Genomic DNA, 24,384 nt, shown 5'->3' with positions numbered 1-24,384 from the left:
CTGCTCAAGTGGCTTGCCGTGAATATTGTCCAATAAAAAGACGCACTTTCCATCGAGGATCGTGCGTCTTTCTATTTAAGAGTATAAATCTTGGAATTTATTGGTGTCAACCAATTGACCAACACCAACGTAGAGCTCTTACACAGAAAAACCGTGTTACAACACCGCGTTCACGGCTTCAATCGCTTTTCTCCAGCCGCCGTAAGAGGTGATGTCTTCCGCACCTACTGCTCCATACGCTTCACAGATAAAGCCGGGGATGATTGTGCCGTCCTCGAGCTCGACTTTACCGATGCCAAGCGGTCCGGGGATAGCAGCCGTGAAGGAACCAAATGCAGCGAGCGGCATTTCCCATACTTCAACAGCAATGGATGCTCCGCCATGCGTCTGTTTGAACAAGCCTGGTTTTGGCGGCACAGTTTGAAGCTTCATCAGCTTGTAGGTCGCGGAGGTGTAATCTTCACGGACAAAATCGGCACCATGCTCGAGCATTTGCCGCTCCAGCGGCAGACCACGCATATGCAGACCACACACCGCTACGAGAGTAGTGGGCTGCTTCTCCTTCGAGGAACGGATTGTCTCTGCTAATTCGAAGAGCATCCCCTCTCCTCCTGACGAGGCAAACAGGGTAATCCCAAATGGCAAATCCTTTTCAGCTTCGCCGGATTGAACAGCGAGTGCACACAGATCCAGCAAGTTACAATGATTCGTATACTTGCCCATGGCGCTATTCGTACCAATCGGGTCAGCCGCAACCTGCTCACGTGTCCAAGTGCCGCCCGCTGTAGGCATCACAAGTACCGAATCTTGCAAAAGCTTGCTCGCCGCAAGCTTATAGCCTTGCAGCTTATGGAAAGCTTTGAATACGGATGAAGCATCAAATTCCGGCTTTGTAGCGCTGCGAAGTACCTGCTCAGTTACTGGGAAAGTAACGCCAGGATTCGCTTCAATAAACGAGCCTAGTGCTGCCCATCGCTCTGCAACCCAAGGTCCTTCATACAACAACGCTGCCGCAGCTTGGAACAGCTCTGCTTCTACATACTCGATTGGAAGATTTAATGCTTTCAGATCAACCACTGCCTGTTCCCATGCCGCTCTATAAGAGTCTTCAAACGGTCCGTAGAAATCAAGCTGGCTTTCAGGCAGTAAAATTTTCACAGGCAGCTTATCTCCGCCCGCCGAGATCTCTTTAGACCATGGGTCATCGGCTTGCAAGCCGCGCACTACTTGATCGACCAGCTCCGCATCCTCCAGATTGTGGGCAAATACCGTCACGCAGTCCAAGCTTTCGCATGCTGGCACAACACCTTTAATGGACCATGCGCCAACACTTGGCTTCAGACCAACCAGATTATTAAGTGCTGCAGGTACTCTGCCCGATCCAGCCGTATCCGTTCCAAGCGAAAAGGCCGCCTGACCTAAAGCAACGGCAACTGCGGAGCCGGAGCTTGAACCGCCACTTATCAGCTCGGGCCGCAGCGAATTATGCGTCTCGCCATACGGGCTTCGCGTCCCGACCAGTCCAGTTGCGAACTGGTCGAGATTTGTTTTTCCAACAGGAATTGCACCTGCTTCTATTAAACGTTCTACCACAGCAGCATGATCAGCAGGCAAATAAGAGAAATCCTCGCAGCCTGCTGTCGTTGGCATTCCAGCCACATCGATATTATCTTTTACCGCAAAAGGGATACCCCAAAGCGGCAATTGTGTACGATCAAGCCGATGTAGTCGTTCCAGATAACGCTGGATAAAAGCTAATGATGGGGGTGTAATCCAAATATGCTTTGCTTCGTCAGCTTGTGCACGATCAATGATGGTTTGGATCACTTGCTCTGGCGTCAATGTTCCGTTCAAATAGCGCTCACGCAGCGAAGAGATCGTTATTCGCAATTGGTTGTCATTCATACGCTAGTCAGCTCCCTCTCCGATTGTTTCGAGATGCCAACAATAAGTTGGCCGCCATTTACACTGTCACCTGGCTTAACATGTACAGAATGAATCACACCGTCGAATGGCGCATTTTGCGAAAACTCCATTTTCATCGACTCTACAATAATAAGAGTATCGCCCTTCTTAATCGTATCACCCGGATTCACAAGTACTTTCCAGACGCTGCCCGGCATGGAGCATTTCATGGCATCCACGTCAGAAGGCAGCTCCTCATCACTCGCCGGCTTCGACGAATCCTGCTCAGATACATACTCTGCAAGTCCAAGCTCCTTCCAACGCTCGCGCTCCTCGTTGAAGGACTGCTGCTGCTGGCTGCGGAATTGTCCGGCGCTCTCCTCAATCGAACTCAGGAACTGCAAATATTCGCCAAGATCAAAGGTCGTCTCCGTAATGTCCGCTTCGAACCGTCCACGTGGGAAGTCTTCACGAAGCTGGAGCAATTCCTCTGCTGATACTGGGTAAAATTGAATCTGATCAAAGAATCGGAGCAGCCATGGCTTGCCGGATTTAAAGCTTTCTGTCGAACGAAGTTTGTTCCACATTTGAATTGTTCGGCCTACGAATTGGTAGCCGCCTGGGCCTTCCATACCGTATACGCACATATAAGCGCCGCCAATGCCAACTGCATTTTCCGGAGTCCAAGTCCGTGCCGGATTGTACTTGGTTGTAACAAGACGATGACGCGGATCGATTGGAGTTGCAAGTGGTGCCCCAAGATAAACATCGCCAAGGCCAAGAACAAGATAACTGGCATCAAAAACAATTCGCTGAACATCATCAATACTTTCAAGTCCGTTCACACGGCGGATGAACTCCAAGTTGCTAGGGCACCATGGCGCATCTGGACGAACATTTTGCTGATAGCGGTCAATCGCCAGCTGCGTAGCTGGATCATCCCAAGATAACGGTAGGCGGACGACACGGGAAGGTACACGAATCGATTCCAGCGGCGGCAAATGGCTGTCAATGGCGAGCAATTGCTTAGCTGCTTCCCGAACCGTAATTCTCGAAGCATCGATATGCACTTGAACAGATCGTACACCAGGCGTCAGATCAAGAACAGGAATAGTACCATCTTCACGAATTGCTTCTATAAGAGCATGAACCTGGAAGCGCAAAAGCAAATCCAATTCTAATGAGCCATACTCGACAAGAAGATTCTCATCGCCGCTGCAGCGGATTGTAATCGGGAACTTACGTCCTTCAGCTTCACGGAACAGAACTGGATATTCTGGCGATACGGACGAATGCACCACTGGTAAAGCTATCGCTTCAATTGCCGAGCAATCCCCTTCTTGAATCGCATTCAGCAGCTCTTCCTGTTGCATACGCAGCTCTTCTGCTTCCTCCAGCGTGACGAGTTGGAAGCGGACTTTATCGCCGGGATGCAGTTGACCAAGCTTCCAGAATTCTGCGGATGCCGTCGTAACCGGACATACAAAACCACCAAGGCTAGGGCCATCCGGTCCAAGCAGGATCGGCATATCACCGGTTAGATCAAGCGTTCCAATCGCATAAGCGTTGTCATGAATATTCGATGGATGAAGACCTGCTTCCCCACCATCCTCTCTCTCCCAAAGAGGAGCTGGTCCAATAAGACGCACACCAGTTCTAGAGCTGTTAAAATGTACTTCAAAGCTTGTATTCGCAAGCTGTTCCAAATATTCAGGTTTGAGGAATTCATTTGTGCAATGCGGCCCTGGAATAACACCAATTGTCCATTCACGAGTAATGGCTGGCTGTAATTGACTAGGCAGCGAAGGCTGCACATGGATGAGATCCGCTCCTTGATGGCGATTCACACCAAGTACGTCACCTGTTCGTAGTGCACGTCCACCATGTCCGCCAAATCCACCAAGCGTAAACGTTGATGCACTGCCAAGAATAAGCGGCATATCAAACCCGCCTTCGATCAGAAGGTAAGTACGCAAGCCTGCTTCTGATTCTCCAAAGCTGAGCACTTGTCCGCGTTCTGCTTTTACAGTTGTATACATCGGGATGGACACGTCATCCAAAGTTGGCTGCATTTCTGCACCTGTTACACAGAAATGCATACTTTCTCTGAACTTATAAGAACCACCGCGGAGCGTCAGTTCAAGGCCGCTAGCTTGATCGGCATTACCAAGCAGCTTGTTCCCGATACGGAATGCGAGCGGGTCCATTGGTCCGCATGGCGGTACTCCAACATCCCAATGACCAACTCGGCCCGGATAATCTTGAACCGTTGATTGGATACCACCATCCAGCACCTCAATGGCCGATTCGGAAGGTACAAAGTTATTAAGAAGCTGGGTGAATACATCCCCTGCTGTGAATTGCTCTTCATCAAGAAGCGCTTGAACATATTGCAAATTCGTTGTTATCCCATAAAAACGAGTCTCTTGGAGCGCCTGCTTCAGCTTTGCAATCGCATCTTCACGATTCTCGCCATGAACGATAACTTTTGCCAGCATCGGATCGTAAAGCGTCGTAATTGTAATCCCATCGCGAACCCAAGTTTCGTTACGAGCTTCCGGCGAGAACAAAGCTTGATCCAGTTGCCCCGCACTTGGACGGAATTGCTGCAGACAGTCTTCAGCATAAATACGAGCTTGAATACTATGTCCTTTTGGCGTACCCACAAGTGATTCCAAGGCACTCAGTTCACCAGCCGCCTCCTTCACCATCCACTCCACTAGATCAAGACCAAGTACTTCCTCGGTAACGCCGTGTTCGACCTGCAAGCGAGTGTTTACTTCGAGGAAATAGAACTTGCAGCTGGACGGATCATACAGGAATTCGACCGTACCAGCACTGCGATAACCAGCTTCAGCCGCCAGTCGCTTCGCACAAGCGAGGATTTCTGCCCGAACCTCTACTGGGAATTGAGGAGCAGGACTTTCCTCGACTACCTTCTGATTCCGGCGTTGGACCGAACAATCACGTTCGCCGAGAGCAACAACTTCGCCAAACTCGTTTCCGAAGATTTGCACTTCAACATGACGTGCTTTCGCAATATATTTCTCAAGGAACATGCCGCCATTCTTAAAGTTGGCTTCAGCGAGGTGACGAACGTTATCGAAGGCAGCGCGAAGTGCATCTTCATCTGCACATACCCGCATGCCGATCCCGCCGCCGCCTGCTGTACTTTTCAGAATAACGGGATAGCCAATCTCCGATGCATGATGAGCGGCTTCCTCCAGTTCAGTCAATAACGGCGTACCCGGGAGAAGCGGAACATTTGCTCTCTCTGCAAGCTCACGTGCGGAATGCTTTAAGCCGAATGCTTCCATTTGCTCAGGAGTTGGCCCGATAAACACGATACCGCTATCCCGGCATGCCCGTGCAAAATCTGCATTTTCGCTCAAAAAGCCATACCCAGGATGAATCGCTTGAGCACCTGTTTCTTTGGCAATCTGCAGGATAAGATCCGCATTCAGATAACTCTCTTTCGCTGGGCCTTCTCCTAGAAGGACTGCTTCATCCGCCAGATCTACATGCAGACTGTCTTGATCGGCTTTCGTATATATAGCAACGGAGGCAATGCCCATCTTACGAAGCGTTCTCTCGATTCGAACCGCAATAGCACCCCGATTAGCAATCAGTACCTTAGTAAACATATGAACCTCTCCTCTTCTCCCAAGATGATTAGCTGTTCCAGATCAGGACCCGAACCGGCGTTGGATTATAAGCATTGCAAGGATTATTAAGCTGTGGACAATTGCTGATAAGTACAGCTGTACGGCCGATCGACTGCATTTCTACATAAGCTCCTGGTGAGGAGACACCATCATCAAACTTCAATCCGCCTTGCGGCGTTACCGGCACATTCATGAAAAAGTTCACATTAGGAGCCAAATCCCGTTTACCGTATGGCTCACCTCTTTGTGCCAGCTGCAGCATAAAAGTATCCCGGCAGTTATGCATGTGAAGCTTCTCGTGTGCATATCGAACTGTATTGCTTTGTGCGGAACAGGAACCGCCTACCGTATCATGACGCCCGCAAGTATCGGCAACAATCTTCACCAGCTCTTTGCCGGATTCCGCCAGTAAGACCGAACCTGTTGTTAAGTAAATGTTTTGCTGATTCGCAATCGTCGCAACCGCGCTATAGTGGTCCTCCGGATTATCTGCGTCAAAGAACAATGTATCCGCCGCTTGATTCCCTTCCAAATCAACAATGCGAAGCACTTGACCCGGTTCCAGATCATGCATCCAGCCATCCCCTGCCAAAATCACTTCATTATAGATCGCTGCCTCTGGCAAACGTTCGCTCTCCATTCGGTTAAAGCTTCCCATATGTGAATCCTCCTTAAATGAATTGTGAAGCAATTCATGCTTCGTAAGCATAAACCTAATGAATTGTGAAGCAATTCATGCTTCGTAAGCGTCAATAATTACAAACCAGTCAATTGATGATAGCTCCAAGTATTCTCGAATGCTCTCTTGTTCTCCGGCCTGTAGCTCAAGCAATAATCATCTTCATTCACGGCTTCAGCTTCCAAGACTTCTATGTTTACAGGAACGGAAGGATATGCCGTTCTTGGATCAAGCGGATTTGGTGTATTGGACAGAACTAGCAGCACATCCATCTCGGTACGAAGGACAACGGTTGCGCCAGCCGGGCAATGCTCCGTCGCGTAATGCATCTGTCCTTCATCATCGCAGTACACTTTGGAGAAGAGATTCACGACCGGTGACAGATCCCGTACACCAAGTCCATTCCTTGTTAACTCCACTGCGAAATTTTCTTGACCTGATCTATGCCATTCATTGCGAAGCTCTTGATAGGTCGTCTTCCCATACTTGCGGTCTGTAAGCGCCCGTGTTGTATAGCCGCTGATCGTATCATGCCAGCCAAGGCTGTCTTCCACGATGCTGGCAAGCACCCGTCCGTTATCGCTCATCAGCGTATTTCCTCTTGTCAGGTGTGCGGTATATTGTGCTTTTAACGAATCCGGCATATTGTAGCGCTCGGTCAAATCCTTCGCATGAAATATCATGGCCGACAGGTTTGCGCCTGCTTCTAACGCAGTGAACCGAATGAGTCTCCCTTTTCGAATCACACCCGACCATTTCTCCCCTGCTCGAACCGATGTTTGCCAAATGCTGCTCATTCCAATTCCCCCTTATATGTTGGTAACAAAAAAAGCCCGGGAGAATAATCTCCCAGGCTTTTGTCCTTCCGTGTCATATGGCTTCCGCCATACGCCGTCTCTTGGACCAGGCTTGGCTGTAACAGCCAACGGAACCCTAGACAGCTTTGTCGTTCTAGCACTTCATTTGCTGTGCAGAACCTTTATTCAGATGTGAAGTTTTCTAACATACCGCAAGTATAAGTGGATTCTTTTTTCGTGTCAATATATATAACATTAATTTTTATTTGAGTTCTGATTCTATCGCTGCAGACGCCGGAAAGATCGAATTGGTGTTAGCTGTTGTATGGCTTTCTCTCGTCTTTCTTGTGCGGATCAGATAATACGTTACACCAAACACGAGCCATACGCAGCCTAGCAGCAAAGCTTGAGTGTCCAGCAAGGTAATTAACCAGATAATGAATGATGCTCCGATCAATGGGAATATCAGATACTGGAACGTTTGCTTCAGTGAACGTTGTTTCCGTTTAATAAAGCATTCCACAATGACGGAGATATTGACGAAAGCAAATGACGTCAATGCACCAAAACTTACGAATTTGACGGCCATATCAAGACTGATCACAAGAGCGAGCAATGAAATGATAGACACAAGGATGATGTTATTCACCGGTGTACGGAATTTTGGATGAAGTGTACCGAAGAATTTTCTCGGAAGAATCGAGTCACGTCCAAGTACATACATCAGGCGTGATACACTTGTAACTGATGTTAAGCCTTGTGTGAAGATCGCGAAAATAAGAACGGTTGTGAAGATTGCACCAAGCGTCGCCCCGCCAACCATTTTCATCAACTCAAATCCAGCGGAATCCATATTATTAAACGTCAGGTTAGGATAGCTGACTTGAATGAGGACAGATGTTGCAATGTATAAGATACTTGCGATCAGGATGATCAGCATAATGGCTTTTGGAATCGTCTTTTTCGCATTAATCGTCTCTTCTGACAGTGTGGATACCGTATCAAACCCAAGGAACGAGAAGCAGATGAGTGAAGCTCCGGCAAGCAGAGTCGGCAGTCCCGCATCCATATGTGAGAACGGAAGTACAACATCATGTACACCAGACAACCCTTTAATCAAATATCCGCAGAACAACGCAATGAAGATGATTTGGAATAGTACAAACAGCTTGCTTAAGCTAGCTGAGAACTTGATGCCTGCTATATTAACTACTGCGAGCACCACATTCAGCACAATGATCCAGACATAGGCGGGAATGGCCGGGAACTGAGCATTCAGATAGATGCCGAATGTGAGGCATGCGATAATGGGAGAGAACAAGTAATCAAGCATGATTGCCCAACCAACAGTAAATCCGGGAATCGGGTGCATCGACTTCTTCACATACGTGTAAGACGAACCGGAGCCTGGGAAGATTTTGGCCATAACACTGTAACTATACGCAGTGAAAAAGATAGCGACAATTGAGAGCGAATAAGCTTCTGTGATCATGCCCTTTGATGCATCGTACGCGATACCAAATACCGAGAAGTAAATCATCGGTGTCATCCATGCGAGCCCAAGTGCGACAACTTGAACGAGTGTAAGTGATTGGCGGAGCGTAACCTCTTGTTTCATCTCCATATTCCTCCCTCTCTCTGAACAAAAAATAAAAAAGCCGCGGGAAGATATTTTCATATCCTCCCGGGCTTTTATCCCTCCGTGGACACAGCCGCGCGGCTGTGCGTCCTCTCTCGGACCAGACCAGCGGCGTTACCGCTACGGAACCCTAGAGGACAAATCTATTCAGTTCGCTGAGCCATGCGAGTTAAGCTCACATACTCCGTTTCAACTTGATGTTATTTAATATAACATGTAAATTGGCGTTTTCAAGACCTTTTTTGAAATTTATTCTTTTACATGTTCGATATTCTTACATTTGAGTCGTTTTACCCACTCACATGGCACTAATCTCTTCCCTTACGCAATGATGAACATCCAAGCCTACAAATAAAAAAAGCCTGCTCCAGCTTCAGAGCAGACTTCTTCTTGATTGATTAATAATTACCGTAAATCCATATTTGTAATATGCCATTGACCATCATCAAGCAGCTTAAGGGAATATAATTGCATAGACGTTTCATCTACAAGTCGTTCTGTGTTGAGAAATTTCTGATTATGCTGCTTGGTCTCGATTGTTATGGAGTTATTATTCTGCGTCTTTACCTTCATCTCCTGGATATCAAATAGCCATTTCTCCCATGACTGCGACACCGCCAACCGAGGAGCTTTTTGTTCGAACGTGCTGCCCGCAATACGAAGCTCAGCATTGGCAAGTTGTTCTTCTCCTCGCTCAACATGTATTAAGAAGCGCTTAATGGCATCTTCGGCAAGCTCGACAGGTGTTCCGAAACGTATTTCGTTCAATTTCGGATCCCATTCCTCTTGGAGGCCAAGAGCGGAAGCAACTATGGATGCTGGAATATAGCCTGTGGATTTAATAGATTGAGGTGCAACGGTCAATTTCTTCGTCTTACCGTTCACTTTGACGGTCATTCTCAGCTGATAGAACTGTTCATCCTTATTAGGGAAAACCACGATAAACTTCTCATTACCATTCGAATCCAGACCATAAATATTTCCAACTTGATCGGTGAAGAATACATTCCCTTCACTATCCGCTGCGAGATTAGAAATCTTGCTCCATGAAGAAGTATAATACTTCCATTTTACATTTCCTTGGGTATCATAAGCGCTAAGGTCATTGCTTTTTCCTGCTTTGTACACACCTTTAGACCACTTAGCCTCAGGCAGAGCTGAAGCACCCACAGTAAATTTACCATTGTTATAATTTTCAATAATTTCTTCTTTCTTATAGAACTCACCATTAATCCAATATAATCCATCTTCAGATACATATAAGTCAACTAAATTCGTTCCATTATCCATTTGAATAACCGCTGGTTTAAGCGAATTATTCGACACAAGTTTACCTTGATTGCTCAGAATTAATAGCCCCTCATCGGTTCCTACTAGAATTTCATTGGTTTTAGGTGCAGTTATACTGTTTACATTCGTATCCGCAACGGAAGTACTACCAAATAGGGAATGACTATCCGGCCCAATCTTTGCGCTAACTCCATCATTATAGATCCAGTTGAGAGTACCCTTCTTGCTAAAGGAGGCAATCCCGTCAGAGCGCAAAATAATCAGATTGCCATCTGAGTCAAAACTATAGGGATTAGAGAAGAATTGCTTCGGTAATATGTACTCCGATTCCAATAAAGTTTGACCTGATCGATTTAGCATCGTTAGGCTGCCGTATTCCGTTGAGGGAGCCGACTCCTCCCCTTCAATGATGAGTTGAGACTCCTGACTCTTCACTTCAATCGATATCATTCTCTCCGAATCAATACGATCAAACTCTCGTCCATTGAAGAACGTCCAGTTTCGCTCCCCTTGCGGGGTCACTTCATAATAGACGTTGTTATCATCACTATAACCGATATTATTACCGCTGGATGGAATCCAATTATAATTGAATGTACTGTAGGAGAATTGATCTGCACTAACGATACCCCAACGCCATTCATAGTCTCCATCTGTTCTGAACCGCACTTGCTCCTTTGTCTTATCACCGTACTTATAAATGGTTAACGGCAATACCTTGTCCTGCGTTGTTGGAAGCTTCGATTGTTTCACGAAAGCAGCACCTGTTAGGAATGTTGTTGAGAAAACTGCTGTACAAACCAATAGAGCGATCAAAGCTTTGTTGCTGCGCAGCATTCTAGATCCTCCCTGTTCAATTATTACTTTCAATATTTTTACAAAATTAAGTATAGCAATATAAAGTGTTTTATCAACCAATTATTTCTATATTACCTGCCCTTCCGTAAACGATGAATTTAAAATGGAATTTCGGTCACCTCCCCCATCTCATTGTTGGTCAACAGGGTAAGCCAGTTCCGGACTCCTTTGTGCTTGATCGAGACATTTTACTTATGGGCAAATGGAGCTGGTCAAATGCCTCCGAGGTAAATACCCAAGCACTTCCTCTCCTCCCACATATATTAACGTATAATTCAGATAAGGAGGTGTTGTGAATTATGTCAGGAATCGGCCATGGTAATCATGTTGGTTTCATTCTTGTGCTGTTCATCTTGCTGGTAATCATCATCTGCGGCTGTGGATTCGTAGGTGGATTTGGCGGCGGCTGCGGCGGCGGCTACGGGCCAGTTGGTGGAGTAGGTCAAGGTAAAGGGTACTACTAATACCAAAGCTTCATGTCGCCTCCATGAAAGCAGACTAACTTAATTTCTCTATCATATAAAAACAAAAGACCCTTTCACGGGGTCTTTTGTGCGTTTCAAGCACCTGACATTCCGCCTTTCTATATAAATGACCTATCATGATTAATGGAATTGGACCTCTATCACCCTACTATCTGTCCAAGCAATTCAGAACATTGGAGCATAATCTATAGTGTATTCTAAATTACTAGGAGGTTTTATTCTTAATGGCTTCTTCCGGTTTTATTCTTGTTTTGTTTATCTTGTTGGTCATTATCGCATGCAGCTGTGGTATTACTGGTGGAAACGGTGGCTGCGGTCCTGTCTACGGCGGATATCGTGATAAAAAAGAATGCTAAAACAAAAAGGCCCTTTACGGGCCTTTTTGTTTGTCTATTTATTGGAATCAGTCCACATTCCATCTACTGATTTACCCCTGTCATGCCATTACATTTGTTACGGAGGGGCAAATGGAATTGGTCAAATGCCTCAGAGGCAAATACCCAAGCATATTTTCACCCCACCTCATACAATAATGTATACTCCAGACGTAAGGAGGTGTTGTGAATTATGTCAGGAATTGGCCATGGTTTTAATAATGTTGGTTCCATTCTTGTGTTGTTCATCTTGCTGGTGATCATCGTCTGCGGTTGTGGTTTTGTAGGCGGATGGGGTGGCGGCGGTTGTGGCGGCCCAATGGTTGGAGGCGTAGGTCAAGGTAAAGGTTACTACTAATTAGTAAAGCCTCATGCCTCCATGAAAGCAGAAACTTAATTTCTCTCCAATATAAAAAAACAAAAGACCCCTTCGTGGGGTTTTTTGTTCGTTCAGAGCACCGTGAATTTGCCTACTTAGGACAATGTCCTTTACTGAGATATGGAATTGGACCTCTATCACCCCGCTAAATGTCCAAGCAATTCATAACATAGATACATAATATATAGTGTATTCTAAATTACTAGGAGGTTTTATTCTTAATGGCTTCTTCCGGTTTCATTCTTGTTTTGTTTATCTTGTTGGTCATTATTGCTTGCAGCTGTGGTATGTTTGGCGGTAGCAGTGGCTGTGCTCCAGTCCACGGCGGATATCGCGATAAAAAAGAAAGCTAAACAAAAAAAGGCCCTTCACGGGGCCTTTTTTGTTTGTCTATTTACGATCGGCAAGCATAGCATCTACTGATTTACTTAGCTGTTTGAAGATAAAATTAGGCGCCACGCGGCTCATCAGCTTAAGCAGATTGCTTTGACCTGGACGGATCTCGAGCTGATCCCGCTCCAGACCTTTCATCACATAGTCTACCAGCTTCGCAACAGCCATTGGTACACTACCCTTCATATCATTTCCTTCAAACGCATCAACTAAGGTCGTTTGTGTTAATGGCGGTGCCAATTCAAATACTTGAACCGGTGTATTCTTTAATTGTACCCGCAAGGATTGCGTATAGGAATGGATGCCTGCTTTAGTTGCGCCATATACCGGTGAGATAGGAAAAGGCACAAATGCCAGAGCAGAAGAGACGTTCATAATAGCCGCGGACGGCTGCTTTAATAGTTGCGGTAGGAATTGATTAATCATGCGAATCGGGCCGCTGAGGTTCGTCTCAATCTCACGGTTAATATCCAGTAAATCGATTTCCTTCGTTTGCAGGTTTATTTTACGCATGAGTCCGGCATTATTAATAAGGAAATTCAGTTTCGGAAATTGAGCAGTCACTTGGTTATACAGATCCGAAATAGCAATTGGATCAGTCACATCACATTGGAAGGTATGAAGCTTCGGGAATTGCTTCTTAGCATTATCGAGCTTGGCTTGATCTCGGCCGCTGACGATAACAATGTTATTAAGCTGAAGCAAACGGCCAGCCAGCTCCAGCCCGATGCCGGATGCGCCGCCTGTAATAAGAATAGTATTGGATTGAAGTTGCATTGGACGAGTCCCTTCCCTTTGTCTTTATCTGCTGTATTTTACCATCCTTTTCTCTATTTTGTCACTAATGCCATGCGTCATGACCTAGATTCTGGGGGGCACTCCCTGTTAGATGGTTTTCGAACATATCGATAATCTCCAAGAAACGCTCTGCTTCCCGATAAACATGATCAGCTAACAAGGGGTGTATGATACTCTTGATGCGGCAAGCCTCTATTAGATCCCGAGCAGTCTTTTTAAAATCACGAAGACTGACTACTGAAACGCGATTTTGGTCTAAAAATTGACTCAGTAAAGGTTGCGTTTGCGACTGAGGACGCATTGAACTTAAATCCTGAGCTTGCCAAAGTAACGTATCAAAATCTTGGCTAAATTCCCGTGCTTGCTCGACTAATTTCCGCTCAGAAGGGTCAAGCAAATGCCCTATAAATTTGGCGTGGTCAGCCATAATCTTCAAAAAGAAAACATTCTCGTCAATAATGGCGTCATGCAGCGGCTCTAGTTGACCGTTATTTAGTTCTTGAAGGCGGTTTCTAAAGTAATTTGCTTCTCTGCTGGTATGGTCGACCAACAGAGGGAAATTATTTGCTCCCGGCATCTTGCAAGATATTATTAACCCCAGCACTTTGCGCTTAAAAACCCATATATGAACTGCTGCATTGTATACTTCTATATTAAATGCCCTGATTTGCTGAGGATCAGTGTCAGCATTATACCCATGCGATTTCGCTTCGATTTGTTCAAATAGGGAATAAAATCCGTTAGCTTCCTGAATGAGCTGTGTGTCCTCACAGCGAAATCCGAGCTTAAGGAAAAGGGAATGCTCTTTCATAATTCTAGACCAAAACCTGATCTCATCAAGTGAACGCGTCACAAATACATTCAATTGCAATCAACCTCCCATTTACTCGCCTCTTTGATGTTATGTTAAATTTGCATTGTCCTATGTCAAAGTAATAGACCGCTCTGCGCTCGCGGCGCGTCAATTTATATCAACGTACAATAAAAAAGAGGAACCGAAGTTCCTCTTTTCTTTCTTACTTAATGTAATTGTGGCTGACTAGATCTCCTGCAATCCGATACGTTGGAATGATAAACTCAATTGGGCCCATATAACCTGGCGCCACTTCGTATTTATTAAACACGATAACAAGCTTGCCGTCATTGTTAATGTAGAAGCTTTGATCTTTCTTAATCGTAGAGAACGCTTCTTCCATCGGAATATCATTTGCTTCGCCGGCGATCCAGTAGATTTTACCCTCGTCGCCTTTCATTTGTTCTTTCATCTGACTAATAATGTTCTCGCTGATCACCTGAACATATTGATCGTCTTTGAACAGCATTGGCAAACTAATCAGAATTTGATTTTTCTTATCAATCGTATCAAATTGCATTTCCATCGAGGAAGAAGCTGCGATTTGCGTGACGTAACGACTAATGGAGAAGATCGTGTCGTTATCGGTCTTCACTTCATAGCCCGCGTCAACTCCGATATGAGCCTCATTTAATCCCTGTTTCTTTAATTCCTCAATCTCAGCTTGGAATTGATCGTACAGCGCTTTATTTTCAGCCAAATACTTCTTATTCAGCCCTAATTGTAATTCTTTGTTCTCCATATTGGTGATTGCGGGCACCTTAATGCTGGCGTCATAATTAGGATCAGCGACTTTAAACTCTTTTAAAGTCAGCACCTTAATGATTCGATCCACTCCCGGAATCGCAGCAAAGGCATTCGCAACCGTTGTACTTGCATTAATGGCAATCAAGAACACAAGGATCGCTGCCGCAACAGTAAGCCCTTTGACCTTCAACCGTTTTACTCTGCGTGTTTGCAAGGCTTGCTTAATAGATCGATTAACGATTAAATCCAGCTCTTCGGGAATCGGTACCGCTTGGTACTCCTTCCTAAGATTATCTAGTATATCAGTCATTACTTGATCTCCTATCCTTTAATTTCACACGAAGAAGCTTTAGCGCTTGATACAAACGTGTTTTGACCGTATTGACATTGTCATGAAGAACTTCCGCTACCTCTTCAATCTTCATATCTTCGAAATAACGAAGAATGATAACATCCCGATATTTGGGAGGCAGATCGTCAAGCGTTCGTACGAGATCAATGTCCATGTACTCATCCACTGCACCATGCGCGTACAATTCCAGCTTTTCTTGATCCATCGGATAAATCTTCTTATGCTTACGTAAAAAATCGAGCGATGTATTAACTACGATGCGGAAAAACCAGCTTCTCACTACTGACTCATCTTTGAGATACTCTATACTCGTCATCGCTTTGTAGATGGAATCTTGTACGATATCGAGCGCATCTTCTTTATTTTTGACATAGCTGTATGCCAGCCGGTAGATATTCTGCTTATTCTCGGTAATACAATTCGTCAGTAATTGTTCGGTCTTCCTATTCAACATAGCCCGGCATACCCTTCTTTATTTATGATCACTTAGTAATGGCATCAATGAGCATAGCTGCGTAAAATTGTGCGCCATCCTTCTTCAAGTGAACGCCATCGTTGGAGAAATAATCGTCTTTCCCTTCACTTGCCGTATACCAGTCTACTATGATGACATTGCTGAAATCCTTAGCAACTTCTGGAAGCATCTTATTTACGGTGTCTTGCCAATTACGAGGCACTCTTGTATTCACCAGATAGATATGATCAACTTTACCCAACGACAGGATCAAAGCTTTTAATTGTTTGCTTGTAAAAGCTCCATTCGTACCCAGCTCGACAACAACCGTACTGCCCAGCTTGTTGTCCTCCTTCATCTGATTGATAACCTCTTGAGCCTGCCGCATTTGCCGGCCAACTTTACCATCAATGACAATGCCGGGAAGCTGCTTCTCCAGGAATGGCGCAGCATCCAGGATGACAGAATCACCAATAACCGTAATACCTTTGCCCGACTGGTGTTCCAGCGGTGGCTGGACGGTGTTTTCTGGGTCTGAAGGCTTCACCGAAGGGGGCTCAGTTGAAGGCTGCTCATCAGGCTTTTTCCCATTATCCACCGGTGTTTCAGTCGGCTGCTCCTTAGGAGGTTCCGGTGTTTCAGTCGGTTTTTCTGTCGGAACTGGTTCATGAGGTGTTTCTTTTGGCGGATTCTCATCCTTAGCGGTCTGTGCATTTGATGTTGTTTTATCTTGATCAGCATGAATGATTTCGCCCTTGCCTGCTTCATTTCCATCAGGAGTTGTAACAGGATGCACCTCATAGTCCGGTTCGATGGGCTGAGAAACAACTGGCGTAGGAGCCGGCTTAGCCTTCAGGAGATACCCTCCGAAAGAGCTTGGTGTAAGCAGTAAAGGAATAATTAACATAAGAGCAATCGGCTGCAAACCAAACCATCTAACGGACAATAATTTTCGCGAAATTTCTCTAATTGACCCGCGGCGAAGCGGCTCTTCAATAAATTTATAAGACAAGGCCGCCAATACAAAGCTTGCAGCAACCTGCATGACAACAAGTGAGACATTAGGAGCGCTTGCTTGATTGGCGGGTGAGGTTAATACAATAACTGGATAATGCCAAATGTATAGGCTGTAAGAACGTACGCCAATCCACTTCAGTGGACGAAAGCCCATTATTTCACCAAGTCTGCTTGCCGGATGAGCAAGAACAGCGATAACCACAGCCGTAATAACAGACAACAGAAGAAAACCACCGCGATATAACCAAGCATCATATTCATTCATGCTGTACATCATGTAAATCAGAGCAAGCAAGCCAGCTGCTCCAATGATATTCATGGAATAACGAGCGCTTCTTGATACCGCCTGTTTCAATTTATGACTCGGCCATACCACAGCAAGTGCAGCTCCGATCAGCAGTCCGAACATACGAGTATCTGTTCCGTAATAGACACGGCTTGGATCTGCACCCGGTTCGTAAAGAAACAACATAGCTGCAGCGGATGCGATAGCCCCAACAAGAATAAAGAGAAATAGCTTACCTCTCCGATGAGTTAGCAACAGAAGAAGTGGCCAAAGCAAGTAAAACTGCTCTTCAATCGACAAGGACCATAAATGACCGATTGGCGAGGGTGGGCCAAAGCTTTCGAAATACGAGACCTGATGGAAAATGAGCCACCAGTTATTGACATAGAACAAGGATGACAAGTAGTCGCCTTGCAAATGCAGGAGTCGGTTGGGATTAAGGAACAACAGCCAAATGGCGACGAACAGCAGCATGCAGAACATGGCCGGAAGCAGCCTGCGGGCTCTTCTTATCCAGAAATCTTTTAAATTGAGCTTACCGTGACGCTGTTTCTGAATAAGGATTTGATCGGTAATGAGGTACCCAGAGATAACGAAAAAAATAGCTACACCAATTAATCCACCTTGCGCCCACTTCATATTCAAGTGGTAGGCGATGACGGCAAGCACCGATAAGGCCCTTAATCCGTCAATTCCCGGCATATAACGCTTCATACTGTTCATGTTGTCTTCCATTGCTGCTTCCGTCCCTTACTTATCGAATAATTAACTATGTATTCAAGACGTGTTAATGAGCCAAAAAGTTTGCGATTTACACATGGAAATATAAAACAAAAAAGCATTCCTTATCCTTAAGGAATGCTTCCATAATTGCGATGAGAACCTTAGGTTTAAATCAACTCTGCAAGCAGACGAATCCCCTTCTCCATTTGTTCTAAAGAGGCAAAGGAATAGGATAGTCTGAGGTGATGCTGATCTGTTTTGTCATACAAATAGCCGGGGTTTAGAAGCACTCCTTCCTTTAGTGCGGCTTCAAATAAAGAAGGAATGGCTGGCTCACCATTTAACCGTAACCAAATGTAAAAACCGCCGGTTGGGATGAGCCAGGTAGCTTTATCCCGCAAATGATGCTCCAGCAATTGAAGCATATACGCACGCCGGCGCTTAAGTTCCTTCCTTATAGAAACCAGATGCTCTTCATATAACCCATGCTTAAGAAAATGCATGACCGTCCATTGCGATAAAGAACTTGCCCCATAATCCGACTGCATCTTCACATCCGCTAGCCGATGAATAACCTGCTCGGGTCCTATTACCCAGCCGATCCGCAAACCCGGACTGAGCGACTTCGACATGCTGCCGATATAGAGCACAAGACCATTCTGATCCAGAGCTTTGATCGGTAGTGGTGACGGTTCATCCAGCCATAGATCACGATAGGCATCATCCTCAATAATCGGCAGCTTATGCTGCATACCTAGCTTATAGATCTCTAGCCTTCTTTGTTCCGACATCACGATGCCAGTAGGGTTATGAAAGCTTGGAATCGTATAGAGGAAGGTGCCTCTCCCACTTCTCGCATATTGCTCCAATGTCTCGATATTCACCCCATCAGCATCCATCGGCAGAGCAGTCAAACTCATCCCGGCAGATTGGAACACTTGTAAGGACTGCAAATACGAAGGTGATTCAGCCAGCACGGTTGAACCATTCTTCAGTAAGCCAAGTGCGATAAGCTGAAGAGCTTGCAAGCCCCCTGAAACGATGAGGACAGAATCTGGAGAAACTTTCACACTATAATGCCCCATATGCCGGCTTATTTGTTCACGAAGTTCATAAAGTCCTCGCGGCTCGGTATAGCCAAAATGTTTCATTTGGGCTGGGAGCTCCCGAAGTATTGATCCCAGCGATTGCGGAAATAAATCCGGAGAAGGCTCACCTGTCCCAAGCCGGATTATATTCGGGAGAAACTCTGCATGATTAATATCTTGTATCGTACGGAGATTAGGCTTGTGAGTACCCGTCTTCACATAGGACTCCCAATCCGGAAGCTTTGGAATCCCCCTATTCCCTGCAGCAAAAGTAACAAGTGTCCCTCTTCCACTTTTCCCCTCAATTATTCCCTCCGCCGTGAGCTCTGCGAATGCTTGAACAACGGTACTTCGATTCACATTAAATGCCTGTGCAATGGATCTCTCGGTTGGAATACGGCTTCCCGGCGGCCATTCCCCGCTTATGATTTTATCCCGCATATATTCTGCGATTTGCCGGTATAAGGGGATCCCACTCTGTCGATCCGGCTTCCAGTTCGTTTCAAACTTCATAGCGTCCCCCTCTTTATATGAGCATTGGTTGGTAGCTGTACCAACCAATATTCAAGATAATAGAAAATGGTTGGTACGATAACCAACCAATTTTCAAGGTAATAGAAATTGGTTGGTACGGTAACCAACCAATTGGATGGAGACAATTATAGACGATCCTTATACAATGAGTCCATATTTACAACTAACGAAAGGCTGTGTTTTCTTTGCCGTTCTTTCATGGTTTATTGCTCGCGATTGGTCTTATTCTGCCACTTGGAGCGCAAAATGTGTTTATATTCTCACAAGGCGCACTTCATCCCAAATTCCGTATGGCATTGCCTGTTATTATTGCAGCTGCTTTATGCGATACAATCTTGATCCTGCTGGCTATTCTAGGTGTCTCCGTCCTTATAATAAACATCCCGATTCTAAAGACCATCCTGATTGTGGCAGGTGTATTATTTCTAGCTCACATCGGATGGATGACCTGGCGTTCTAGCAGCGGGGGGCAAACTGTAGAGGAAGCTGAACGTTACTCCCCCCTTAAGCAGATCCTTCTTGCCGCCTCTGTCTCCCTGTTTAATCCCCATGCCATCATGGATACGATTGGAGTCATCGGCACAAGTTCCTTACATTATAACGGTGCAGACAGATGGTTGTTTACGCTTGCTTGTATTCTCATTTCCTGGCTATGGTTCTTCTCTCTCGCTTCGGCCGGACGTATTCTCGGGAATCTGGATTCCAGCGGAAAGCTAATGAAGATGATGAACAAAATCTCTGCCTTGCTCATTTGGGCATCTGCTATTATGTTGCTCGCGATAAATGCAAGTGACCTCTTTAATTAGAAAGCAAAGAATTAGCCCTCTTAAAATGTTAAGTATTAAAAAATACTGAGACCAAATAAATTTATATAAAATGGCCTTGCTACGATTAATTAGCAAGGCCATTCAGAATCCACGAGTAATGGCGATCGGAAGAACATTCGGATGCGCAGAATGCTGCGTAATCGGTCAAAGACTTTTCCAATCAAGGCCCAATCCCTTCCTTTTCAATCTTCTGAGTCTTGAGATCAGGGCGTCTTAGCGTAAAGTCACTCTTCACATCCAAATCCGCTCTTGTAAACAGCGTGTTCCATTCCTTTGCAAGAGGCTTGAACTTACGGAAGTGATACCGATAGTAATGCTCACCAAATCCAAATACATCAACACCAAGCTTCTTCTGGGCATAAATGAACGTCTCCTGCATCTTTTCTTTCACATATTCGGAGGTCAACTGTTCAATTGTACTAAAGCCCTGTATTTTGGTCAGCTTGATGTTGCGGTCTATACTTGTTATTTTGCCGTCTCCTTCAACATGTAGCTTGAATATCGGCTTGTCGCCATCCATGCTGACATGCATGTGGCTATGCATATGGTAGAACTGTACGCCAATAGCACCAGGACTTGTTGGTTTACCGCCCGGACCAGGCAAGGAAAATAAAGTACTTCTGACATAGTCACTGGCAAGCATAGCCATTCGGGTCTGTTCATTAGAGAGATAACCAATCAGCTTATCCCCTCGAAATACCGCTGCTCCTGCCGTTTTGACAACTGCAGCAGGATAGATGGTTTTGATCGCATCCAGACTTTTACTTTTTTCGACATCGCCGGATATTGTAATCGCCCCAAGCATTAACACACGGCCTTCGGTCAGAAGCGCCTGTGCAATATCATAGAGATGACTACGGGGGATACCGCCAAAAACTTGACGATAGGTCTCAACTTGTGTTTGAATTTTAAAACTTGCATATTGCCCCCTCGCATACACTGTCTTCAAGAAATCCGAAGCAGGATACCCTTTGGCCACCAGTACGAGAACATCCTCACGCACATATCGGTTACGCTGAAGCACGTCTATAAATTGATTGATTCCCTCTCTCGCAAGCTTCTCGTCTATGATAATGATTCGAATATGGGCAAGGAGCGGCATACGTTCCAGGCTTTCATTTAATCGGGAGGTTGCTTCGGCTATAGAATTCCCTTCCTTGGTATACAGGGCAGTAGGTGTACCACCCTTCCCCCCTTTGTTTGGATCGGTCTCCAGGGCATTAACGGTTTCGAAGGTCACTTTGTATCTCATATTTTGACCAGGCTCCAAGGCCATCCCTGTTATAAGAGATGCACGGTTAAGCTCAACCTGATCCCAACACCCCGTGCCCATGAACATGAAAGAAAGGCATAACATCAGAAGGTACAGGCTGCGCAGCGAGTTCATGTAACCCTCCGTTTATCCCATTTGGAAAACAAGGACAAATAAGGGACACCAAAGGATTCAATTCTTGTTAACTGTACCATTAGCAAGCAGCAACCTAATACAAGCCCATAAAGCCCAATCAAGGAGCTAAGAATAATCATTCCGAATCGGAAAAACCTCACTTTCGCACCGAAAGTGTAGATCGGTGAGACAAAGCCTGAGATAGCCGTCAAAGAAACGACGATGACGTTAATATTGGAGACAATTCCCGCTTGAACGGCCGCTTCCCCAAGCACCAGGGCTCCTACAATTGAAATCGTCTGACCAACAATCCGAGGCATCCGCGTACCCGCTTCACGCAATATTTCGAATGTAATCTCCATCAGAAGAATTTCGATGCCGGCAGGAAACGGTATGCCTTCACGCTGAGCTGCTATACTCGTCAGCAGGATACTTGGAATGAGCTCCTGATGATAACTAGTCACAGCGATATAGAGCCCCGGTACGATTAAGGACAATATAAAAGCGAAATAGCGCAGATAACGGGCGAATGAGCCAATAACAAACCATTGATATTCGTCTTCTGGTGATTTGAAGAAGTCCGTAAAGATCGATGGGACAATCAGCACAAATGGACTGCCGTCTACAATGACAGCTATTCTTTTGTTAATCAAATAGCTGCAGACGGCATCTGGACGTTCACTGCTGTAGACAGTGGGAAACAGTTGCATGCTTTTTCCCTTTGAATGAAGCAAATCTTCAATACGACCGGAATCAAACAAGCTGTCTATATGCGCACTGTTCAGACTCTCACGAACCTGCTCCAAGATCTGTTCTTCGACCTCGCCATCCAGATAAGCGATATAGACCGCCGTATTTGTCATATAACCAAGCTCAAACTTTTCAAATCGCAGCTTTACATTATTGAACCGTCTTCGAATCAAGCTCATATTCGTATCCGCGGACTCCGTGAACCCTTCTTTGGGACCTCGGACCACATTTTGCGACGTAGGCTCTTCGACGGAACGGGAACTCAGCGACCTAACGTCTACAGCGAGAACAAGTGGTAATCCTTCTATAAATATAGCCGCATACCCGAGAACCATTTTATAAGTAACGTCATTCATATTTTTCAAGATTTCATGCTTAAGCGCGGAATAATAGTTGGTCTCAAGCTGATGAAAGGTCTCCTCTTTGCTAAGCTGCTCCTTGTTATCTGCTAAGGGAAGATCTTTCACGATCTGTTTCGTAATAAAATCTGTACTCGTCATCGTCGTCAGATAGCATAGCAATCCCTCGTATTGCCCAACATGAACAGACACTACTGCAAGATCTGTCGTTTGACCAAATACCTCCTTTAAGCTTTTTTTCACCTTCTCTAAGCTGCTAAGCTCCTCTCCTGAACTTGTTTGATTGTCCGTATTCATGTAATCGCTCCTTTCCGGTAACGGATTCGAATCAGCAGCAGCGTCAAGAGCGGCACTAACAGCTGAAGTGGAATATGCAGCGTATAAATGACATACTTCAAGCCTTCTGTCACATGCTCAGCGCTGTTACGCGTAACGAGAATGGAAAATGCTCCTGCCAGAATGGCAAGAGGAAAAGCAAAATCCTTCGCCTTTCTATTGAAGACACGCGCTACCCCCTCCGTGCAGGCAAGGAGAAAGACCGTACATTTCAACAGGGTGCCAAAAATAATAATCAAAGCGATTATGGCATCCATCCGGGTAATGATGTTTGCAATATTAATTAATCTCGCTGCATCGAGCAACGCAAACACGGAGTATTTTTTATTCTCAAGTCCCAAGGTCCAAATCTGGATAAGATCCGTTAGGGATAGGATGATACATGTGCTCAGGAAGGCATATAGGGTGATTTTTCGGAACCCTTTTGCCCCGCCTAGCTGCGGTTGAAAAACAAGGAAGACTATAATCTCTCCATAGGGGAACCAGATTGAAAAGCTGAATGCCGCTTTAATAACCGGCCACATTCCCTTTGATAAAAACGGCAGCATTTGCTCCAGAATGATCGAGCTGCTGAACATGAGCAAGACAGCAAGGGTGATCAGCATAAACAGAATGAGCCATAAGATTAAGGAAGCAAAACGGGCTACCGCATGCAGCCCCCCTAGCACGGTGTAAGCAATTAACAGTACAAACATGGTGGTTAGAAGAGGAACCGGCGTCATTCGAAGCAGCGTACTCATAATCAGCTCGATCATATCCCTAATATTACGAGCAGCAATATATAGGAAATAAGTCGAATAGATCAGTACAAAGCCCTTCCCTATCACCTTGCCCCAAGCTTTTTCCAGCATGGGATAAAGTCCCCTGTCTTCTTGTGACGTTAACATGGCGCTATAAATTACAATTAACAAACAAGCTGGAAAAAAAGCGACAATGCCAACGAGCCACGAATCCGGAACAAGACTTGGCGTCCCGAATATAATCGAGGTGCTCAGCAAAAAAACGAGCTGTATGGTGAAGGTATCGATTATATTAACTTTGCTTGGCGTCACGCTTCTCCCCACCTTGATTCTTTGATTTGCTGCCGAATTTCTTCTTTAGGCGGTCGCTCATTCTAAAGTTGACCCATGCTGCTATCACAAATGCACCAATAATCATATAAATGGTTGACGTATCTGGATATACTGGAAGCAAATGCACGAGTACAGTAAAAAAAGGCTGTTGAAAGACCAGTACATCCAGCATGGCCATCAGCAATATGCCAAGCACCATCATAACCAACATCCCGAGGATGATCATACGACACCCTCCCTATCGTTTAAGTTACTGTCATTTTGCTCCAATATGGATGGAAATATGTACAAAAAAACACCACGATCGTAACCGAAGTTACAATCGCGGTGCTTTAG

21 protein-coding genes and 2 riboswitches are annotated in these 24,384 nt (G+C 45.4%); of the genes, 5 read left to right on the top strand and 16 right to left on the bottom strand.

Annotated elements, in window-relative coordinates; translation table 11 throughout:
* Positions 1-156: 156 nt before the first annotated feature.
* From atzF to AB4Y93_RS00765, 6 genes are all read right to left on the bottom strand, one after another.
* On the bottom strand, positions 157-1,905 hold the full coding sequence (gene atzF, locus AB4Y93_RS00790) for an allophanate hydrolase (protein ID WP_441888125.1): 1,749 nt from the start codon (positions 1,903-1,905) through the stop codon (positions 157-159).
* Entirely contained in the window at positions 1,902-5,549 is a 3,648-nt protein-coding gene (uca, locus tag AB4Y93_RS00785; RefSeq protein ID WP_441888124.1) for an urea carboxylase, read from the bottom strand. Before uca ends, atzF begins: the two co-directional genes overlap by 4 nt.
* Positions 5,550-5,577: 28 nt before the next feature.
* The gene (locus AB4Y93_RS00780; RefSeq protein ID WP_441888123.1) at positions 5,578-6,228 is read right to left on the bottom strand and encodes an urea amidolyase associated protein UAAP2; all 651 of its coding nucleotides are present in this window, start codon (positions 6,226-6,228) and stop codon (positions 5,578-5,580) included.
* Between the two features lie 98 nt (positions 6,229-6,326).
* On the bottom strand, positions 6,327-7,046 hold the full coding sequence (locus AB4Y93_RS00775) for an urea amidolyase associated protein UAAP1 (protein ID WP_441888122.1): 720 nt from the start codon (positions 7,044-7,046) through the stop codon (positions 6,327-6,329).
* A 47-nt stretch (positions 7,047-7,093) separates the two neighbouring features.
* Positions 7,094-7,197: riboswitch (guanidine-I (ykkC/yxkD leader) on the bottom strand.
* 111 nt (positions 7,198-7,308) lie between these two features.
* On the bottom strand, positions 7,309-8,664 hold the full coding sequence (locus tag AB4Y93_RS00770) for an APC family permease (protein WP_441888121.1): 1,356 nt from the start codon (positions 8,662-8,664) through the stop codon (positions 7,309-7,311).
* A 61-nt stretch (positions 8,665-8,725) separates the two neighbouring features.
* Positions 8,726-8,830: riboswitch (guanidine-I (ykkC/yxkD leader) on the bottom strand.
* Positions 8,831-9,090: 260 nt separating this feature from the next.
* Positions 9,091-10,812 carry a stalk domain-containing protein gene (locus tag AB4Y93_RS00765; protein ID WP_441888120.1) on the bottom strand — a complete coding sequence of 574 codons (1,722 nt, stop codon included), beginning with the start codon at positions 10,810-10,812 and terminating at the stop codon, positions 9,091-9,093.
* 320 nt (positions 10,813-11,132) lie between these two features.
* Here AB4Y93_RS00765 and AB4Y93_RS00760 point away from each other — a divergent pair, with 320 nt between their 5' ends.
* The 4 genes from AB4Y93_RS00760 (at position 11,133) to yjcZ (AB4Y93_RS00745) (ending at position 12,424) form a co-directional block, all read left to right on the top strand.
* Positions 11,133-11,297, top strand: coding sequence for a hypothetical protein (locus tag AB4Y93_RS00760; protein WP_441888119.1), 165 nt, complete (start codon positions 11,133-11,135; stop codon positions 11,295-11,297).
* 245 nt (positions 11,298-11,542) lie between these two features.
* On the top strand, positions 11,543-11,674 hold the full coding sequence (yjcZ, locus tag AB4Y93_RS00755; RefSeq protein ID WP_441888118.1) for a sporulation protein YjcZ: 132 nt from the start codon (positions 11,543-11,545) through the stop codon (positions 11,672-11,674).
* 211 nt (positions 11,675-11,885) lie between these two features.
* Positions 11,886-12,050 carry a hypothetical protein gene (locus tag AB4Y93_RS00750; protein WP_167274326.1) on the top strand — a complete coding sequence of 55 codons (165 nt, stop codon included), beginning with the start codon at positions 11,886-11,888 and terminating at the stop codon, positions 12,048-12,050.
* Between the two features lie 242 nt (positions 12,051-12,292).
* Positions 12,293-12,424, top strand: a complete 132-nt coding sequence (gene yjcZ / locus AB4Y93_RS00745; RefSeq protein WP_167274323.1) for a sporulation protein YjcZ — start codon at positions 12,293-12,295, stop codon at positions 12,422-12,424.
* 37 nt (positions 12,425-12,461) lie between these two features.
* On the opposite strand, the gene AB4Y93_RS00740 is transcribed toward yjcZ (AB4Y93_RS00745), so the two are convergent.
* The 6 genes from AB4Y93_RS00740 to pdxR all read right to left on the bottom strand — a co-directional run bounded on the left by AB4Y93_RS00740 (position 12,462) and on the right by pdxR (position 19,295).
* Positions 12,462-13,241 carry an SDR family oxidoreductase gene (locus tag AB4Y93_RS00740; RefSeq protein WP_441888117.1) on the bottom strand — a complete coding sequence of 260 codons (780 nt, stop codon included), beginning with the start codon at positions 13,239-13,241 and terminating at the stop codon, positions 12,462-12,464.
* A 64-nt stretch (positions 13,242-13,305) separates the two neighbouring features.
* Entirely contained in the window at positions 13,306-14,127 is an 822-nt protein-coding gene (locus AB4Y93_RS00735) for a DUF2935 domain-containing protein (protein ID WP_441888116.1), read from the bottom strand.
* Between the two features lie 151 nt (positions 14,128-14,278).
* Positions 14,279-15,172, bottom strand: coding sequence for a DUF3298 domain-containing protein (locus tag AB4Y93_RS00730; RefSeq protein ID WP_441888115.1), 894 nt, complete (start codon positions 15,170-15,172; stop codon positions 14,279-14,281).
* Complete coding sequence (locus tag AB4Y93_RS00725) at positions 15,165-15,668, bottom strand: sigma-70 family RNA polymerase sigma factor (RefSeq protein WP_441888114.1); 504 nt, start codon at positions 15,666-15,668, stop codon at positions 15,165-15,167. Before AB4Y93_RS00725 ends, AB4Y93_RS00730 begins: the two co-directional genes overlap by 8 nt.
* Before the next feature lie 28 nt (positions 15,669-15,696).
* Positions 15,697-17,706, bottom strand: a complete 2,010-nt coding sequence (locus AB4Y93_RS00720; protein ID WP_441888113.1) for an acyltransferase family protein — start codon at positions 17,704-17,706, stop codon at positions 15,697-15,699.
* A gap of 155 nt (positions 17,707-17,861) precedes the next feature.
* The gene (pdxR, locus tag AB4Y93_RS00715; protein WP_441888112.1) at positions 17,862-19,295 is read right to left on the bottom strand and encodes a MocR-like pyridoxine biosynthesis transcription factor PdxR; all 1,434 of its coding nucleotides are present in this window, start codon (positions 19,293-19,295) and stop codon (positions 17,862-17,864) included.
* 206 nt (positions 19,296-19,501) lie between these two features.
* On the opposite strand from pdxR, the gene AB4Y93_RS00710 reads away from it, so the two are divergent.
* Complete coding sequence (locus AB4Y93_RS00710; protein WP_441888111.1) at positions 19,502-20,122, top strand: LysE/ArgO family amino acid transporter; 621 nt, start codon at positions 19,502-19,504, stop codon at positions 20,120-20,122.
* A 181-nt stretch (positions 20,123-20,303) separates the two neighbouring features.
* On the opposite strand, the gene AB4Y93_RS00705 is transcribed toward AB4Y93_RS00710, so the two are convergent.
* The 4 genes from AB4Y93_RS00705 to AB4Y93_RS00690 are packed head-to-tail and all read right to left on the bottom strand — an operon-like array spanning position 20,304 to position 24,274.
* The gene (locus AB4Y93_RS00705; RefSeq protein WP_441889199.1) at positions 20,304-21,500 is read right to left on the bottom strand and encodes a Ger(x)C family spore germination protein; all 1,197 of its coding nucleotides are present in this window, start codon (positions 21,498-21,500) and stop codon (positions 20,304-20,306) included.
* Positions 21,501-21,526: 26 nt separating this feature from the next.
* Entirely contained in the window at positions 21,527-22,936 is a 1,410-nt protein-coding gene (locus AB4Y93_RS00700) for a spore germination protein (protein WP_441888110.1), read from the bottom strand.
* Positions 22,933-24,027: a GerAB/ArcD/ProY family transporter gene (locus tag AB4Y93_RS00695; RefSeq protein ID WP_441888109.1), complete on the bottom strand. Its 1,095-nt coding sequence runs from the start codon at positions 24,025-24,027 to the stop codon at positions 22,933-22,935. The genes AB4Y93_RS00700 and AB4Y93_RS00695 overlap by 4 nt, the downstream gene beginning before the upstream one ends.
* Complete coding sequence (locus AB4Y93_RS00690; protein ID WP_441888108.1) at positions 24,008-24,274, bottom strand: hypothetical protein; 267 nt, start codon at positions 24,272-24,274, stop codon at positions 24,008-24,010. Before AB4Y93_RS00690 ends, AB4Y93_RS00695 begins: the two co-directional genes overlap by 20 nt.
* Positions 24,275-24,384: the final 110 nt, after the last annotated feature.

Origin of the sequence: Paenibacillus sp. YAF4_2 (genome assembly GCF_052113225.1) — a bacterium.
GTDB lineage: Bacteria > Bacillota > Bacilli > Paenibacillales > Paenibacillaceae > Pristimantibacillus.
Note: the sequence above shows the minus strand (reverse complement) of the source record. Positions and strands in the feature narration are given on the sequence as shown.

What these genes read in the sequence shown, in the direction of transcription:
- AB4Y93_RS00765 (WP_441888120.1), bottom strand. Translation starts at nt 10,812, where the DNA reads ATGCTGCGCAGCAACAAAGCTTTGATCGCTCTATTGGTTTGTACAGCA.
- AB4Y93_RS00750 (WP_167274326.1), top strand. Translation starts at nt 11,886, where the DNA reads ATGTCAGGAATTGGCCATGGTTTTAATAATGTTGGTTCCATTCTTGTG.
- pdxR (WP_441888112.1), bottom strand. Translation starts at nt 19,295, where the DNA reads ATGAAGTTTGAAACGAACTGGAAGCCGGATCGACAGAGTGGGATCCCC.
- AB4Y93_RS00720 (WP_441888113.1), bottom strand. Translation starts at nt 17,706, where the DNA reads ATGGAAGACAACATGAACAGTATGAAGCGTTATATGCCGGGAATTGAC.
- AB4Y93_RS00740 (WP_441888117.1), bottom strand. Translation starts at nt 13,241, where the DNA reads ATGCAACTTCAATCCAATACTATTCTTATTACAGGCGGCGCATCCGGC.
- AB4Y93_RS00780 (WP_441888123.1), bottom strand. Translation starts at nt 6,228, where the DNA reads ATGGGAAGCTTTAACCGAATGGAGAGCGAACGTTTGCCAGAGGCAGCG.
- AB4Y93_RS00690 (WP_441888108.1), bottom strand. Translation starts at nt 24,274, where the DNA reads ATGATCATCCTCGGGATGTTGGTTATGATGGTGCTTGGCATATTGCTG.
- yjcZ (WP_441888118.1), top strand. Translation starts at nt 11,543, where the DNA reads ATGGCTTCTTCCGGTTTTATTCTTGTTTTGTTTATCTTGTTGGTCATT.
- AB4Y93_RS00760 (WP_441888119.1), top strand. Translation starts at nt 11,133, where the DNA reads ATGTCAGGAATCGGCCATGGTAATCATGTTGGTTTCATTCTTGTGCTG.
- AB4Y93_RS00770 (WP_441888121.1), bottom strand. Translation starts at nt 8,664, where the DNA reads ATGAAACAAGAGGTTACGCTCCGCCAATCACTTACACTCGTTCAAGTT.
- uca (WP_441888124.1), bottom strand. Translation starts at nt 5,549, where the DNA reads ATGTTTACTAAGGTACTGATTGCTAATCGGGGTGCTATTGCGGTTCGA.
- AB4Y93_RS00775 (WP_441888122.1), bottom strand. Translation starts at nt 7,046, where the DNA reads ATGAGCAGCATTTGGCAAACATCGGTTCGAGCAGGGGAGAAATGGTCG.
- atzF (WP_441888125.1), bottom strand. Translation starts at nt 1,905, where the DNA reads ATGAATGACAACCAATTGCGAATAACGATCTCTTCGCTGCGTGAGCGC.
- AB4Y93_RS00730 (WP_441888115.1), bottom strand. Translation starts at nt 15,172, where the DNA reads ATGACTGATATACTAGATAATCTTAGGAAGGAGTACCAAGCGGTACCG.
- AB4Y93_RS00725 (WP_441888114.1), bottom strand. Translation starts at nt 15,668, where the DNA reads ATGTTGAATAGGAAGACCGAACAATTACTGACGAATTGTATTACCGAG.
- AB4Y93_RS00700 (WP_441888110.1), bottom strand. Translation starts at nt 22,936, where the DNA reads ATGAATACGGACAATCAAACAAGTTCAGGAGAGGAGCTTAGCAGCTTA.
- AB4Y93_RS00705 (WP_441889199.1), bottom strand. Translation starts at nt 21,500, where the DNA reads ATGTTATGCCTTTCTTTCATGTTCATGGGCACGGGGTGTTGGGATCAG.
- yjcZ (WP_167274323.1), top strand. Translation starts at nt 12,293, where the DNA reads ATGGCTTCTTCCGGTTTCATTCTTGTTTTGTTTATCTTGTTGGTCATT.